General features: G+C 72.2%; 11 protein-coding genes, 6 pseudogenes and 1 CRISPR repeat array (1 of these 18 running past the window's edge). Of the genes and pseudogenes, 7 read left to right on the plus strand and 10 right to left on the minus strand.

Features of this window, described 5'->3' with window-relative positions:
• Position 1 precedes the first annotated feature (1 nt).
• The 3 genes from AB0F18_RS14580 to AB0F18_RS14590 all read left to right on the plus strand — a co-directional run bounded on the left by AB0F18_RS14580 (position 2) and on the right by AB0F18_RS14590 (position 2,875).
• Complete coding sequence (locus tag AB0F18_RS14580; protein WP_362059462.1) at positions 2–289, plus strand: hypothetical protein; 288 nt, start codon at positions 2–4, stop codon at positions 287–289.
• A complete protein-coding gene (locus tag AB0F18_RS14585; protein WP_362059465.1) occupies positions 286–558 on the plus strand; it encodes a hypothetical protein in 273 nt (90 codons plus the stop codon). The genes AB0F18_RS14580 and AB0F18_RS14585 overlap by 4 nt, the downstream gene beginning before the upstream one ends.
• Before the next feature lie 1,432 nt (positions 559–1,990).
• Entirely contained in the window at positions 1,991–2,875 is an 885-nt protein-coding gene (locus AB0F18_RS14590; RefSeq protein WP_362059468.1) for a hypothetical protein, read from the plus strand.
• Positions 2,876–2,943: 68 nt separating this feature from the next.
• On the opposite strand, the gene AB0F18_RS14595 is transcribed toward AB0F18_RS14590, so the two are convergent.
• Positions 2,944–5,193 carry a helix-turn-helix domain-containing protein gene (locus AB0F18_RS14595; protein ID WP_362059471.1) on the minus strand — a complete coding sequence of 750 codons (2,250 nt, stop codon included), beginning with the start codon at positions 5,191–5,193 and terminating at the stop codon, positions 2,944–2,946.
• A 342-nt stretch (positions 5,194–5,535) separates the two neighbouring features.
• Between AB0F18_RS14595 and AB0F18_RS14600 the strand changes: the two genes are divergently transcribed.
• Positions 5,536–6,546 (plus strand): ribosome-inactivating family protein, encoded by a 1,011-nt coding sequence (locus AB0F18_RS14600; RefSeq protein ID WP_362059474.1) that lies wholly within the window; start codon positions 5,536–5,538, stop codon positions 6,544–6,546.
• Between the two features lie 95 nt (positions 6,547–6,641).
• Here the strand turns inward: AB0F18_RS14600 and AB0F18_RS14605 are convergent, their stop codons facing one another.
• Entirely contained in the window at positions 6,642–7,265 is a 624-nt protein-coding gene (locus tag AB0F18_RS14605; RefSeq protein WP_362059477.1) for a transposase, read from the minus strand.
• Positions 7,148–7,656 (minus strand): annotated as a pseudogene (locus AB0F18_RS14610) (winged helix-turn-helix domain-containing protein); the annotation flags it as partial. The gene AB0F18_RS14605 and the pseudogene AB0F18_RS14610, both read right to left, overlap by 118 nt.
• Before the next feature lie 1,113 nt (positions 7,657–8,769).
• Here AB0F18_RS14610 and AB0F18_RS14615 point away from each other — a divergent pair.
• Positions 8,770–9,474 (plus strand): annotated as a pseudogene (locus AB0F18_RS14615) (AAA domain-containing protein); the annotation flags it as partial.
• 321 nt (positions 9,475–9,795) lie between these two features.
• Here the strand turns inward: AB0F18_RS14615 and AB0F18_RS14620 are convergent.
• Positions 9,796–10,167, minus strand: a complete 372-nt coding sequence (locus AB0F18_RS14620) for a hypothetical protein (RefSeq protein ID WP_362059480.1) — start codon at positions 10,165–10,167, stop codon at positions 9,796–9,798.
• A gap of 553 nt (positions 10,168–10,720) precedes the next feature.
• Here AB0F18_RS14620 and AB0F18_RS14625 point away from each other — a divergent pair.
• Positions 10,721–11,194, plus strand: a complete 474-nt coding sequence (locus tag AB0F18_RS14625; RefSeq protein ID WP_362059550.1) for a Uma2 family endonuclease — start codon at positions 10,721–10,723, stop codon at positions 11,192–11,194.
• A 464-nt stretch (positions 11,195–11,658) separates the two neighbouring features.
• Here AB0F18_RS14625 and AB0F18_RS14630 read toward each other — a convergent pair.
• Positions 11,659–12,028 (minus strand): annotated as a pseudogene (locus AB0F18_RS14630) (SAM-dependent methyltransferase); the annotation flags it as partial.
• A 572-nt stretch (positions 12,029–12,600) separates the two neighbouring features.
• Here AB0F18_RS14630 and AB0F18_RS14635 point away from each other — a divergent pair.
• The gene (locus AB0F18_RS14635) at positions 12,601–13,221 is read left to right on the plus strand and encodes a hypothetical protein (RefSeq protein WP_362059483.1); all 621 of its coding nucleotides are present in this window, start codon (positions 12,601–12,603) and stop codon (positions 13,219–13,221) included.
• Positions 13,222–13,509: 288 nt separating this feature from the next.
• On the opposite strand, the pseudogene AB0F18_RS14640 reads toward AB0F18_RS14635, so the two are convergent.
• From AB0F18_RS14640 to AB0F18_RS14660, 5 genes and pseudogenes are all read right to left on the minus strand, one after another.
• Positions 13,510–13,626 (minus strand): annotated as a pseudogene (locus tag AB0F18_RS14640) (hypothetical protein); the annotation flags it as partial.
• Positions 13,616–13,672 (minus strand): annotated as a pseudogene (locus tag AB0F18_RS14645) (hypothetical protein); the annotation flags it as partial. The pseudogenes AB0F18_RS14640 and AB0F18_RS14645, both read right to left, overlap by 11 nt.
• A pseudogene (locus tag AB0F18_RS14650) lies at positions 13,649–13,830 on the minus strand (IS5/IS1182 family transposase); the annotation flags it as partial. The pseudogenes AB0F18_RS14645 and AB0F18_RS14650, both read right to left, overlap by 24 nt.
• A gap of 63 nt (positions 13,831–13,893) precedes the next feature.
• Entirely contained in the window at positions 13,894–14,079 is a 186-nt protein-coding gene (locus AB0F18_RS14655) for a hypothetical protein (RefSeq protein ID WP_362059486.1), read from the minus strand.
• A gap of 17 nt (positions 14,080–14,096) precedes the next feature.
• Positions 14,097–14,642, minus strand: coding sequence for a hypothetical protein (locus AB0F18_RS14660; protein ID WP_362059489.1), 546 nt, complete (start codon positions 14,640–14,642; stop codon positions 14,097–14,099).
• 183 nt (positions 14,643–14,825) lie between these two features.
• Positions 14,826–15,340: direct repeats of the CRISPR family, unit length 29 nt; unit sequence GGGGTCATCCCCGCGGGTGCGGGGAGCAG; it runs 803 nt beyond the window's last position.

Raw genomic sequence — 15,340 nt, forward strand, 5'->3', positions numbered from 1 at the left:
CGTGAGCGCCCTCCCCCAGCACCACGAGCCCGAGCCCCTCCCCCGCACCCCCAACGCCATCGCCGCCGCCCTCAACGCCACCCGCAAGGGCACCTTCCTCGAAGAACTCCTCGCCGCCCAGGCCGGAGCCGACATGCTCGCCGTCATGGACCGCTGGTACCTGCGGGCCGTCGCCGACTCCACCCGCACCGACGCCCACCGCGCCCAGGTCGCCGCCCTCCGCTCCGGCGACCGGACCGGCGTCCGCTCCCTCGACGACGTCCTCACCGCCCTCGGGAACGGCCGGTGAGCCACGGCCTGAGCGACCAGGCCGCCGCCGTCCTCGGCGTGATGGCCGACAAGGCACCGGAGACCTTCGCCGCCACCGTCCGCTTCCTACCGGCCATCGCCGCCGCACACGAGGCCGGCACGGTCCCGCCCGGCGCCACCCCCACCGACCGGTGGGGCGACCTCTACGACGCCGCCGTGCCGGGCGCCTCCGTCATCGTGGAGTGGTTCACCGGGGACCCGCAGGCCCTCACCATCACCCGCATCACGTGGCTGGAGGCCGGCGGCTGACCGCCGACATGACCCCGGCCGACCGCCGCCTGGCGCGTTCCGGTCGGCAGCCAGCAGGGACGTTGGCGCTCGACGCCGCTACCGAGCGCCCGCCGGCAGAGACATCACCACGGTCCCCCCGCGACCACGGCCAGGGCATGGACGGGGCTTCGGGTGCGGGGCTGATCGTCGGACTCGGCAGCGCAGCACCCAGGTCGCCACCCGGCACGGAAGACGTCCGGGACGACTGGCGGCGGGCTGGTCACTCAACCTCTGCCGCCCTTGCGAGCGGGGCGCTGGCGCCGGCGGTGCCTTATCCATGGTGCAGCTATAGGTAAGGCCCCGGCCAGGCCGGCTGTGACCAGCTGGTGCGACAGGCCCCGGATTGGTGTCATGGCAGGACGCCCACGCGGTCGCCGTGTTGCCCGAACGGGGGCTCCTCCCCCGCGGCGGCGGGGAGCAGCTGAGCGGGCCACTGGTCGACATCCTCGCCCGTGATTCATCCCTGCGGGCGCGGGGTGTAGATCGGCCTCAACGCCGACAAGATGGCGGCGACGGGTTCATCCCCGCGGGTGCGGGGAGCAGCTGGTTCGGGCTGTCCCACAGGGTGCGGATCTGGGTTCATCCCCGCGGGTGCGGGGAGCAGGCTTCTTGAGCTGGATTCTAGGCGGGCAAGACCCTGTTTTCGAGCACTTTCAGTGAATCCGACAACTGGAATATACCCTTGCTAAGTGTCACCTATCGGGGCTGCTCCCAAGCTCCGGGGCGGACCCGGCGGACGTCTGACTTGCCGTCACACGCCCCCGTAAAGTGCGCAGTAGTGATCACCGATCGGCGGCGGGAGTGGCACGTGACGGGGCCCGGGGTGAGTGGGGGCGGCGGAGTGGGGCCGTTGGGTATTGGCGGGCGGTGGAGTTGTTCAGCCCGCAGAAGGTGCCCGGGCTGTCCGTCCGGGAGCGGGTGTATCCCGTTGAGGCGGGCGGGCCCCTGCCGTGGGAGGGCGGGCATGCGCTGCGGGCCGTTCCGCTGGAGGCGGGGTACGGGTGGCAGCACGTCGTCTACGGTGGGGCGTACGCCCTCGGTGCCGTACGGGACACCCTGCTCCGCGTGTTCGGGGAGAGCGGTGAGGACCACGACGGGCGGATGGACGGCGAGAGCGCGGTGTTCGCGCTCACCGTGACCGACGAGGGCCGGCTGCTGCTCGACTCCCCCGTGTTCTCCTCCTGCGCCTGGGCCACCGGCCGGGCGGTCTCCCCCGGTCCCGGCCGCCGGGGTTGGCTCGACGGGTTCGAGGAGGAGGCCGAGGCCTGGGGGGCGCGGGCCGCCGCCCTCGGGGGCCTGAGGGGGCGGCGCCGGCTGAGGGGGACGAGGAGGGGTCCCCCGTCGGGTCGGGGGTGGTCACCGCCGGGCAGTTGCTGGAGTTCACCGGTGAGCTGGCCCGGGCCTGGGGGGGGTGGCGGAGGCGCTGGAGCCCGTCGGGGTGCGGGTGCGCAGCGTGGCCGTGCGGGTCGATCACGCCGGCGATGCCGACCAGCAGGACTTCCTCAACAGTTTCATCGCCGCCGACCTGGAGCGCGTCGCCGGCGCGCTCGCGCGGCAGGATCCCGGGGCCGGGCTCGCCGCCTACCTCACCCCCGGCGCCGCCTTCGACAAGGCCCGCCGCATCGACCTGCGCCAACGCCCCGAAGCCGCCCTCGCGGGCGTCGCCCCCGCCCGTACCCCGGCGGGGCGCTGGCCTGCCGAGGCCGGGCACCCGCTCGCGCTGAGCCAGCAGTTCGCGGTGAACGCCGTGCACGCCGAGCTCGCCCCCGGCGCCGGGCTCTTCGCCGTCAACGGCCCGCCCGGCACCGGCAAGACCACGTTGCTGCGCGACTGCTGCGCCGCGGCCGTCGTGGAGCGGGCCCGCCGCCTGGCCGGGCTCCGGCTGCCGTCCGAAGCGTTCGCGCAGCAGGACCCGTACGTGTGGAAGAGCGGCGACTACACCCGTACGGTCACCCCGCTACGCCCCGAGTTCACAGGGTTCGAGATGGTCGTCGCCTCCGCCAACAACGGGGCGGTGGAGAACATCTCCACCGAGATCCCCGCCCGCGCCGCCCTCGGCCGGCAGTGGTGGGAGGAGGCCGACTACTTCGCCGAGCAGGCCACGCGGCTGCTCAAGGGTGAGCCGGCGTGGGGTGCGGTCGCGGCCCGGCTGGGCAGCAAGCGCAACCGGATGGAGTTCGTGAACCGGTTCTGGCACGGCAAGTACCGCCAGACCGACGCCGACGCCCCTCCCCCGCCGCCCGTTCCTCCGCAGCGGCGCCCCCGGCCCCGTACTGACTTCGGCGTGTCAGGGTGAACTGTGGGGAGGTCAGTAGCGCCCAGGGTCGGCGGGATTCACCAGCGCCCTGAGGGTGCAGCTGCTGTTCAGGCCCGGGTGGTGAGTCGCGCGAGTGCCACGTCGTAGCGTGTTTGGACCTCTGGACTCGGGGCTGCGCGCAGGAGGGCGGCGAGTGCTCGTACCGTGCCGTCGTCGTAGCCGGCGGCTTCCGCTTCCCGGGCCGCGAGGTCGAGCTGTGCGGTGCCCTCGGCGTGGTGTCCGAGTCCGAGCAGTGCCTCGCCCTTGATCGCGAGCAGGAGGAGGTGGGGGATGTCGGTGGCGCCGGGGCGGTAGTCGAAGTCCAGGGTGCGGGTGGCGGTGGTGAGGGCTTGCTGCCAGTGGCCGGCGTCGGCCTGGTGGCGGGCGAGGTGCTGGGTGGCGAGGCGTTCGACCCTGCGGTCACCGATGCGGCGGCCCAGGTCGGCGGCGCGCTCGCAGCTGGTGGCGGCCTGGTCCAGGTCGCAGAGGGCGGCTTGGGCCATGGCGAGGACGATCAGGGCGTTGGCCTCGGCGAAGGCGTCGCCAGCGCGGGCGGCGAGCGCGGAGGCGGCCTCCAGATGGACGAGTGCCTCGGGGGTGCGGTCTTCCTCGGTGAGGACCCAGCCCAGCACGTTGAGCACCCGTGCCTCCCCGTGCTCCTCGGCGTCGGCCCGCGCGGCGGCGAGGGCGGTTTCCAGGAGCGGGGCCCAGCCGTCGCGCACCCGCCAGACCATGAGTGGCCACATCGTCATGACGATGCGCCAGGTGCGCTCGTGCAGGAGGGCGGCGTCGGCGGCGTTGATCGCCTGGGTGAGGTTGCCGCGCTCGGCGGTGAACCAGGCGACGGCGGCGTTCCGGTCGCCGAAGTCCCGCACCGCGGTGGGTGGGTGGAAGTCGGCGGGGAGGGGGAAGCAGTCCTCGGAGCCGGGTTCGGCCGCCGCGACGGCGGCGGTGGCGGTGGTGATGTAGTGGTCGAGGACGCGCTTGAGGGTGTCGGGGTGGGCGTCCAGGCCCCGGGCGTACAGCCGCACAAGGTCGTGCATCGTCCAGCGACCGGGCGCGGTCTCGGTGAGCAGGTGTGCGGCCGTCAGGCGGTCCAGGGCAGTGTCGGCGGCGGTCGGGTCGGTGCCGGCCAGGGCGGCGGCGGTGTAGCGGTCCAGGTGGGTGCCGGGGTGGCGGCCGAGGGCGGCGAACACGTCCGTTACGGGCGCGGGGAGTTGGCGCAGCGTCAGGTGGAGTGCGGCGCGGACGCCGGTGTCCTCCAGGTCCAGCAGGCCAAGGCGGCGGGTCTCGTCGGCGAGCTCGTCGGCGAGTGCGGCCAGGGTCCAGCCGGGCCGCCCGGCGAGGCGGGCGGCGACCACCCGCAGCGCCAGCGGCAGTCCGCCGCACAGGTCCGCGAGGCGCAGTGCGGCGGCCTCCTCGGCGTGGACCCGGTCGGCGCCGAGGAGGCGGGCCAGGAGGGCGGTGGCGTCCTGGGGGGCGAGGACGTCCAGGGGGACGGGGCAGGCGGTGTCGGTGACGATCAGCCCGTCGAGGCGGTGGCGGCTGGTGACGACGGTGACACAGCGGTCGCCGCCGGGCAGGAGCGGGCGGACCTGGTCGGAGTCGCGGGCGTTGTCGAGGACGACCATCAGCTGCCGGTCGGCGGCCAGGGAGCGGAACAGCGCGGCCGCGGCGTGCTCCGACTCCGGTATCCGCTCGGGCGCAATGCCAAGGGCGAGCAGGAACGCGCGCAGCACCTCGGCGGCGGACGGCTCGCCCATGTCGCTGAAACCGCGCAGATCGGCGTAGAGGCGGCCGTCGGCCAGGCCCGCGGGGTCGTGGCGGGCCCAGTGCAGGACCAGAGCGGTCTTGCCGACCCCGGCGGGCCCCACCACCAGGCACACCGGGGCCTCGCCCGCGGTGGCCCGGGTCAGCGCGGCGAGCTCGCCCGCCCGGCCGTGGAAACCGCGCGGCGCGCGCGGCAGCAGATCGGGCGCGTTCACAGTGGCCTCCGATGCCAGGGCGGGCACCGGGACGTCCGGCGAAGGGCTGAGCGGTGGCGCTGTGGCGTCCGTGCTGCGGATGGGGCGGCGCCGGCCCGCGCTCGCGGCGTCCTCCAGCTCCCGGGCGCTGGCCGCATCCAGGCCCAGCGCCGTCGCCAACGCCTGCACGGTACGGCGCTGCGGCCCGCGGGAGCGGCCCTTCTCCAGGTAGGACAAGCCCCGCACACTCACCCCGGCCGCGTGCGCCAAGTCCTCCTGACTGAGCCCGGCCCGGCGGCGCAGGGCGTGCAGCAGCGTACCGAAGGAGTAGTCGGCCGGTGTGGTCGAGGCCATGCTGATGATCTTCCCGTGTTCGACGTGGCCCCGCCGAACCGCGAACCCAACCGGCAAAAGTATGCGCCACCTAGTTGTGCCGGTGAAAGTGCCTGGTTCACGCCCCTCCGCCCGAGTTGGATCGAAGCCTGAGGAAGACGGCCCCGGAGCCACCCGGAAGCCCTCCTCCGCCGACCCTTCGTCCCGCCGGGACCCGAGGGGCCCGGCGGGCGGGACGCCGGCCGCTTCCTCTCCATCCGTCCCGCGAGGACGCCCCTGCCCCGACGCAGCGGCAGGCGCTCGCGCGGGGGTCCTCGCCGTGCGGCTCACACCCGCGCGCAAGAATTCCAGGAGAACCACCCGATGCGCCTGCATCCGACATCCACCACGCGCCGAACCGGAAAGCAGCTCGCGGTCCTGCTGCTCGCCCTGGTGTCCGCGTGCAGCGTCCTCTTCGGGGCCGCCGCCCCCAAGGCCAACGCCGAGACCAGCCAGCGGTTCACCACCATCGACTGGCACCTGTACGCGATGGATGCGCCGAACCGGAGCCAGCGGGCGGCTGACACCCAAATTGACTACAACGCCATGGTGAACGCGCTACGCAACGCCGCCGGCCACCAGATGCCAGGCGTCAGCAACAGCCCGGGGTACATGGACACCCCGACCCGGACCAACAGCAACCGTGTCATCCGGGTCCTGGTCTGGACCCACGAGGCGGACGGCCAACGTGCGCACCTCGCGCTGTACTTCAACGTCGACAACCTCTACTTCCTGGGATTCTCCGCCCGCGGCCAGCACTACCGCATCGTCCCCCGCCCCAACCAGGCCGACCGCGCGTACACCAACCACCTGCCGGAGGAAATCCGCCACGCCTACGGCCTGGCGACGGCCCCCCTGTTCAACCAGATCACCGGCGACGGCAGCTACCAGCAGATGTCGGCTCCCCCGGAGTGGCGGGGGAACCAGCCCTACGACCGGACGACGCTGTACACGCAGGTGCAGAACCTCACCAACGCCACGCCGAACAACCGCAACTCCACCACGGTGAACCGGGCCATGGCCTACATCATCCAGGCCACCTCCGAGGCCGCCCGTTTCGGCTGGATCCAGAACCGCATCGCCGAGAGCATCTACTCTGGCAGCGACATCTACGCCCCGGGTAATCCGGCTCACATCGGCGCCTTCGGCACCGGCCTCGAAACCAGCTGGAGCGACCTGTCCCGCATGGCGCACAACACCGCGGCCCACCGCACCGACCGGGGCGTGACGATCGACGGGCGCTACTACGGCTACGTGACCGAGATCGGGAACCCCACCAATCTTCAGCCCCGCCTGACCCCCTTCCTCGGCCTGTACGCCAGCGGACAGGGCTAACCGCCACAGTGCCGGGCAACCGGCCGGGCCCGGTCCACCACGGACCGGGCCCGGCCTTCGCGTACATCCGCACCCCGCTTACTGACTTCGGCTTGTCAGGATGAGGTTGGGGTGTCGAGGGTCAGGCCGGTGCCGGCTATGAAGCCGTCGAGGGTGTCGGGCCGGTACTGGAGGCGTTTGAGCCGATTGCGGACGAGTGCTTCAAGCCGGTCGAGGGCCATGACGGCGAGGTTGGACAGACTGCGTTTGACGTGCGCCCAGACCCACTCGACAGGGTTGAGGTCGGGCGCGTACGCGGGCAGGAGGAAGACCGTCAGCCACGCGCGCCGGGCGACCAACTCGCGCATGGCGCGGGAGACATGGGTGTTCAGCCGGTCCCAGACCAGCACAATCGGCGCTTTGACGAGCTGGTGGACACCGTCGACCAGGGCGATGAAGTCCCGCTCGCTCATGCTGCGGCGCTTGCCCTTACCCGCGGGGTGGGTGACCAGCCGGTGGCACAGCCGGGTACGGGAGCCGGGACGCATCGCGATCAGCCCGGCCACGGACAGGCGTCCAGCCCGGTGGCCGCTGACCGTGACGACCGGGGTTCGGCCACGCCGGCCCCATGTGCGCCCCCTGGGCGGTCGGCGGGTGAAGCCTGCCTCGTCCTCGAAGCAGATGTAACCCCCGCAGGCCGCCCGGGTCCTTTTACCTCCGCCCAGGTCACCTCGTTCCACACGGTGACAGCCTGCTCGTTGCGCTCGGCGACCCGCCGGGCGGGGACCTGTGGGCTGAAGCCGAGCCTGTGCATCAGCCTCGTAGCCCCGACACGCTGTACGTGACGTGGAACTTCCGCCTGATCAGCGTGACCACCCGCGCCGCGGTCCACACCTGGTCCTCCACCCAGCCGTGCACCGCGGGTCCCCCCTCCAGATAGGCGGCCAGCTTCACCAGGCAGCGCGGGGACAAGCGGCACCGCGACCCGCCCGGCCCCCGGGAGTTCAACGCCTCGGCTCCGCCCTCGCGCCACAACTGGTGCCACTGGTAAGCGGACTTCACGCTCACCCGCAGACGCCTAGCCACCTCCGTCGGCTTGACCCTCTGCTCGAACAGCTCGGCCGCCCGCATCCGAACCGACTCCCGGCGCACCCGTCCCGCAGCGGTCAACCCGCCACCATCCGCATATCTCACACGCCACCGGATACAGTCACCACACCACGCCCATCAGGCATTTCCGCACAGTTCACCCTGACGCGCCGAAGTCAGTAACGCGTGGCTCGACAGCGGCAGCGGGCTCTCGCACCTGATGCGCCAGTGGCGTGACGTCCCGCAGGTCGGCGTGTGGCGCGAGGCCAGGCAGCGCTTCCAGGCGGCGCTCGCCGAGGCCGAGCGGCTGCGGGACGAGCGGTCCGCGGCCGCCGAAGCGTACGCCGGGCAGGCCGCGGCGTACGAGGCCGTGCAGCGGGCGCGGCTCGCCGCGGAACGGGACGCGGTGCGGCTCGCCCGCGTACGGGAGGACCTCCCCGGGGCCGAGGCCGCGCTGGCCCGCGCCCAGGAGGCGTTCGCGGAGGCCGAGCAGGCGCACCGGGCGCACCTGGCCCGCCGGCCCGGGTTCACGGTGAGTCTGTTCACCCTGGGCCGGGCGGCACGCGACTGGCACGCCGACGAGGCCGGGGCCGCGGGCCTGGTGTCCGACGCCCGGAAGGGGCGCGAGGCGGCGCAGGCGCACGTGGACGGCGTGCGGGCAGCGGTGGGCGCGGCGGCGGCTGCCCTGCGCGCCCGCCAGGAGGCGCAGCGCGCGGCGCTCGGCGACGCCGAGTGCACCGAGCGGGCCCTCGCCGCGGCCCGGACCCGCTGGGAGGGGTTCGTTCCGGAGGACTCCTGGCTGACCGACGACGCGGCGCGCGAGCTCGCCGCGCCCTGGTCCGACCCCGAGATCACGCAGGCCCGTACCGAGGTGTTCCTCGCCACGCTCGACCTCCACCGGGCCTTCCTGCGCTGCACGGCCCGCACGATACGCGAACCTGATGGCGGCGATGACGCCGTCGCGGGCGCGGTGCCGAAGAGCGTGCCCGAGACGCACGTGCGGGCGGCCTGGCAGAGCCTGTTCCTCGTCGTACCGGTCGTGTCGACGACCTTCGCTCGCTGGACCGGGTCTTCGGGCGGCTGGGGGCGGAGGCGCTGGGCTGGCTGTTCGTGGACGAGGCCGGGCAGGCGACGCCGCAGATGGCGGTGGGCGGCATGTGGCGGGCGCGGCGCACGGTCGTCGTCGGCGACCCGCTGCAGCTGGAGCCCGTCGTGGTCCTGCCGTGGACGGCCCAGAGGGCGCTGCGCGACGACTTCGGGGTGGCCGAGGAGTGGGCGCCGGGCCGTACGTCGGTGCAGCAGCTGGCCGACCGCACCAACCGCTACGGCACGCTGCTGCCCGCCGAACTGCCCGACGGCGGGCACGAGGTGTGGGTCAGGGCGCCGCTGCGGGTGCACCGGCGGTGCGACGATCCGATGTTCTCGATCAGCAACGCGGTCGCCTACGACGGCCTGATGGTGCAGGGGACGCCGCCGCGCGAGGCGGACGTCTACCGGCCGGGCAGCAGCTGGGTGAACGTCGTCGGGGCGGAGGCGGATGGGCACTGGATCCCGGAGGAGGGGCGGGCGCTGCGGCGGGTGCTGGAGCGGCTGCGGGACGAGGGGGGCGTGGACCTGGCGGGGGACATGTTCGTGATCAGCCCGTTCCGGCAGGTGGTGGCGGGCGCACGGCGGGCGTGCCGGAACCTGATGCCGGCCGACCGGGTCGGTACGGTGCACACGACGCAGGGCAAGGAGGCGGACGTGGTCATCCTGGTCCTGGGCACGGACCCGCGCCGCCCGGGCGCCCGGACCTGGGCGGCGTCCCGCCCGAACCTCCTCAATGTCGCGGTGAGCAGGGCGAAGCGGCGGCTGTTCGTGATCGGGAACGTGGAGGCGTGGCGAGACCAGCGGTTCTTCAGCACGCTGGCGGAGTCCTGCCGTGCCACACGTGGCGGGCGCAGGCGCGGACGGAGGACGGGCGCGGCCAGGGTACGTAGCGGCTTCCGGGCACAGGAGAGAGGTCCGCGCCGCCGGCACCGGCTGGGGCGGTGGTTCAGCGCCGCGCGGGGCTGTACCCGAGTGTGCTCGCCGGCGTCGGCGCTGACCCCTACCCCCGCTGATATGCGAGTGACACGAGGACGGAGCCAGGGGTGCCGTGCACCTCCTGCTCCTCGTCCCCCGCCGGATCGCGCCGGGGCCTTACCAGTCGCGCCAGGAGTCCGTAATCTCCGCCCGGTCGATGCCGCGCCGCGCCGCCAAGGCAGGCACGTCCACACCGTTCTCGCTCAAGGTGAGATCGATGTACTCGCACAGCTGCTCCCGCTCCTCCGTGCAGAAGCCGACGCCACCGTGCCCGGCGTCCCCGTCGATCGCGTTGAGCGCGAGGACAACCCGCTCGACGGCCCCGAATACCGCCTCGTCGGACGGCTCCCACAGCGCTCGCACCTCGTCCTCGAACACCGTCAGGGCATCGTCCGTCGCCAGCAACAGCGACTCGGGGTAGAGGTCCACCACATCAGCGCACTCCGCACCCAGGGTGCCGGCGGCCAGCTCGCGGGCTGTCTCAGCCATCCAGGCACGCCAGACGTCAGGGGGTTTGTCTGCCATGGGTCGGAGGGTATTCCCCGACACTGACAACGCAGCAGCCCACACGGCGTGCAGGCGACATGGCGACGCCTGACGGGAAGCCGACCGCTACCGCTGAGCGAGTGGCGGGGCTTGTTGGCCGCTACGGAGCCGACAGCCTCGGGAGGGCGCTTCATCCGTCGGACGTCGGGAGTCCGGGGCCGTGCGGTGGCCCAGACGACTTCGAAGGTCTGAGCGTGGCTGTCGACCGTCCTGCGCCGCCAGTTCTGTTGGGTGCTGGAGGAGGCGGCGCCAGCCGGTCGCGACCAGGAGGGGTCCGTCATGGTCACTGTGACAGCCCCTCATCCCACGCAGACGGTGGCATCGGGGCCGACGGCCGATCCACGCACCACCGCGCCGGCTCGATACCCTGGCCGAGCTCCTACCGGGAGGACACCGTGATCACACGAGACTGGCCGCAGATGAGCCGCGAGGCCTTCTAAGCCATCGCGAAGCCGCCGCGCAGCACGACGTCAAGCTCGAATTCATCAACGGAGAACTGGGAGTCAAGCCCGTCCCCGACGGCGACCACGGCGAGATCATCATGTGGCTCCTCGAGCACTGCATGCGGCAGCGGCCCGACCTGCGCCTGTACCCCGAGCAGGGCCTGCGCGTCGACACCGACGGGAACGGCAATGCCCGCCCGGCCGGTGCTCTCGCCCCCAAGGGGTACTTCGCCGGCCAGGGGGAATGGGCCGGCACGGAGGGTGTCGTCATGGTCGTCGAGGTCACCTCGTACGACACCAAGACCGACCAGCGGGACCGTCAGGAGAAGCCGCGGGCCTACGCGGAGAAGGAGATCCCGGTCTACCTGCTCATCGACCGGGACAACGGCTCGCTGGTGCTGCACACCGACCCCGTCAGCGGGCGGTACCACACGCAGACGTTCTTCTTCGGCGACACCGTGAGGATCCCCGAGCCGGTGAACATCACCCTGGATGACACCGACATCCTCAAGAACCACGTCCGCTGAGCACGGCAGGCCACGCAGCTCGCCCGCCCGCTCCGGGTACCTGTGGCGCCCTTCGCACATGGGCCGTACCACTACGATGGCGCGCGGTCGGCGCCCTCGATGAGGCGTTGCCGATGGCAGCACAGGCAGCGGTCGGCCTCCCCCGAGGACTGGTACGAGCACCCGTGCGTGGTCCATCCGGAACGGGCAACCGATTACCCGGGGAAGAGGCCATCCCCGCTTGGGCGGGCCGTCCCGTACCACGTAGTCGGGCCACGATCCCGGACTCATCCCTGCGAGTGCGGGGAGCAGCGGCTTTCCTTGCCGAAGGGCACGCCGTAGTTGGGTTCATCCCCGCGGGTGCGGGGAGCAGCCGGCCTGCCGGGCGCGGCTCGGATCGGCTGCTGGCGGCGCCGCGTGAGCGGCCAGGGATCGGAACTGGGACAGCGCGTCTGTACGCATGACCTCGTTGCTTGCCAAGGGCCTTACAGGCGGGGGCTCCGGCAGACGAGTATGCCGCCCAGGCAAGTAATGCGAAACACGCCCTCTGCGTCAAATGACCTCGTCAACCCGCTCTCGCGCGCGCTCGCCCAGGCCTTTGTAGGGGGCCCAGTGCGCGACGACCGGTTCGGCGTCGGTCACCTCGATCACCCCGGGGAGGGGGATGGTTCGGATCTCGCCCAAGACCGTACCGGGGATCGCCGGCGCGTCCTCCGCGTTGAAGCGAGCGGACAGCTGCACTCGAGCCAGCCCTTCCGGGATGCCTGGCACGTGGCCCGCGGCCTGGCGCCAAAGGCGCTCCGGTTCCCGCTTGTCGGTCCGGCTGTTGGTGGAGACTATCGCGATGCCGCCGGGTGTCGGAGGAGCGGTCTCCCTCCGGACCGGACTGGTACAGCTCTACGGCGCGGTTGGAAGCGGTGATGGCTCCATGCTTCTGCTCGTCGCCCCCGACGGCCAACAGGGTGGCCGGCCGGATCGGCGAACAGATGGCTTTCGCCGAGATGCTCCAGGCCGTCGGCCGCGGCTGGTAGGTCGAGCTGGCCCCGCTCCTGCGCCGCCGCGCGAAGGCCCCCGGCCCTGGGAAGCACACCGTGTGGAGATCTATCCGGGTCCCGTCGTGTTCACATCCCCCGGGCTGCTGTAGATGGCCAACCCCCTGAGGGCAGCTGAACAAACGCCCCAGGAGCGGCTGGTCCGCCGATGCTGCGCGGCGGCAGGCTTTCCGTGCGGGACAGAACGGGCTCCGCGATCGGCGCCGGCCGGCTGATCTGGGTCCGTCTCCCCTGGAGTGGGGGCGGCCCACCCCGTCGAGGTGGCCTTCATGGCGGTCGCGATTCCCTTCGCTTCCGCTCTCGCACTCTTTACGATCATTGACACCAACACGCGCGGCGAAGCAGCGCCAGCCGTAGACCGACCAATGGAGCAGAATGTCCTATGACGGCGCGTTCCTGTGGGGTCCGGCGAACTTCTCCGGACGGCCCCCCGCCCGGCTGGTAGTAGAGGGTGTCGCCGTGGGCGTCGTGACCGCCGGATTGGTGGCGGGTGCCGCGGTGACGGGCACGCTGACCGGTTTCGACACAGTGGGCTCGGTGGTCGGTGTCGTCGTGAGTCTGGCTGCCGCCTGGTACCTCTTCTCGACGAACGCGGGACGCGTATTGGTCGGCGCAGTCGCCCTGCTTGGCGGGGCCCTCGCCTGGTGGATACCGGGCCCGACCGCACAGGCTGTCCTCGCGGCGCGCGGCGAGAGCCGTACGGTGGTAGTGACCGAGGTTCACGTCCACCGCTACGAGGGTCGGGACTACGTCAAGAACTCCTGCTCGGTACGCCTCCTTGACGGAACGCCGGTCCAGACCGAAGCCTGGCGCACGTGCGGTGCCACCGCGCGCCCGGGCCGGCATCTCACGATGGTCTTCGACCCCAAAGACGCCGTCCCGCCAACCGACCGGCCCCTTCCTGCCATCGCCATTGAGCCCCTCGCGGGGCCAGCGGCGGCGGCTCTCGCTCTCGCAGCGTTGTGCTGCGTCTCGGTGATCCGATCCCAGCCGTGACCAGGTCACGCCCGAGCTGCGACCAAGGGCTCGGTCACCGCGGGCGGGCCCGCCAAAGTGCCGATGTGGCGAATCAGTTACCGGAACAGGTGACCACCACCAAGGCCACGGTTTCCAACTCGCCGTCACCAGCTCGATCGGGAGGCGGCCGCCGACCGGTTCACTGCTCACCGCCCCCGGATTCGGCGCTTCCGCAGGAGCCGGTGCTCACACCCCGCCGATCCGACCCCCTGAGCGACGTCTCCCCTCGGGGGCCCCGCGCCACCTCCCGGCCAAGGCCTCCTTGCATCAGCTCCGGCCCCGGCTTTGGTGTTTGTCCGACGGCCAGCCGCCGAGCCAGCCAAACCGCTCGCCGTTGGCGGCCTGGTCGGCTGGTCGGCTGGTCGGCTGGTCGGCTGGTCGGCTGGTCGGCTGGTCGGCTGGTCGGCTGGTCGGCTGGTCGCGGGATCACCGCGCAGATGCCGCGCCGCCGCAAGTGCCGACGGATCCCCTGGTCGGGCATGCCTTGCCGGTCAGGACCACGTCCTGTGTGACCCCTGGGCCGGTCGATCCGCCCATGACCTGTGTGAACGCCGGTGCGTCATTGGCCTGGCCGGGCGTGAGGACGTGTGGGAAGGACCGGGAAGACCGTGAAACAGACGGCTTCCCGATCTTCCTGGTCTCAACGTGTGGCTACCGTCGCCCGCGGCGCATCAGCCAGAGGACGAGGAGGCAGCCGGGTACCGCGACCGCCAGGTAGACCGCCAGCGTCGTCGCCAGAGCGTCCCCGCTCGACCTCCACGTGGTGCACAGGAGCACCCCGAAGAGGACGAACAGGCCGACGACCAGGCCGGTCGAGAGTGCGGTGGGGTGGCGCACGGCGGACTCCTCCCTGATCAGTAGCACTTCACTCCGGCTGCCTTGCCGGTGTAGGTGAACTTCATCTCCACGCCGTTCTTGCACCGATCGATGCCCTCGTTGCCGAGGGAGACCATGTACGCGTAGACGCCGGCGGCGACGGCGGCGCCGATGCCGCCGGTGATGACCCCGATGAGGCCGGCCGCGGTCGCCGCCGAACCGGCGTTGATCGCCTTGGCCTGGGACTTGCTCAGCTTGACGTAGACGTACCAGCCGAGCGAGACGCCGCGTGCCACGCGGGAGGGGGCCTCGCCGTCCTCGCGGAGCAGGTCGCCGCGGACAACGGTGACGACGTCGGAGTCCTTGAAGGCCTCGACGGCCTCCTCGTAGGTGTAGCCGGCGGAGGCGAGGTCCAGGTAGGCGCCGCCCCCGTCGGCGGTCACCACCTTGGCGGCGTTTTCGGGCTTGCCTGCGGACGGGCCGCCGGTTGCCGAGGCGGTCGGTGCCACTGCGGCCAACAGGGCGGTGGCGAGGACGGTGGCGCAGGCGGTCCGGAACGTGCGGGACGTAGTGCCGGAGTTCATATGGATTTCCCCCATTAAAGCGTACGGATGCACGCATCTGGTGATCAGTCACCTGAAGTTGATCACGAACGTGAAATCCACCTAAGGGACAAAAGTCCCGAGCACGCAGCCGAAAGTCCCCTGGCCACCGTGAACCGGCCCAACGGCCGGGGAGCAGCGCTCCCCAGACACCAGCCCAAGGTCTGGGTCGTCCCCGCGAGTGCGGGGAGCAGTAGGCGAGCACCGGATCCATGCCGGCGTAGCGGGGGTCATCCCCGCAGGTGCGGGGAGCAGAACGTGAGCCCCGCCGCCAACGAGGTCATGAAGGGGTCATCCCCGCGGGTGCGGGGAGCAGGTCATGGGCGCCGCGCAGGTGTCCGGCGGCGGGGGGTCATCCCCGCGGGCGCGGGGAGCAGGCCACCCACACGCGCTGGGCGCGGCCCCGGTTGGGGTCATCCCCGCGGGTGCGGGGAGCAGCGAGCATCCGCAGGATGGGCTGTGGGCCGCTCTGGGAGGCGGGGTCATCCCCGCGGGTGCGGGGAGCAGCCCTGTTTCTGCTGCCAGCGCCGGTTGGTGTTGGGGTCATCCCCGCGGGTGCGGGGAGCAGCAGCGGGGGGAAGGGAGGCGGGCGGCGCCACAGGGGTCATCCCCGCGGGTGCGGGGAGCAGAGGCGGGCCGGGCGCGCGAGAGCATGCAGGCCGGGGTCATCCCCGCGGGTG

The sequence above is a fragment of the Streptomyces sp. NPDC029216 genome (assembly GCF_040648015.1).
In the GTDB taxonomy this organism is placed as follows: Bacteria; Actinomycetota; Actinomycetes; order Streptomycetales; family Streptomycetaceae; genus Streptomyces.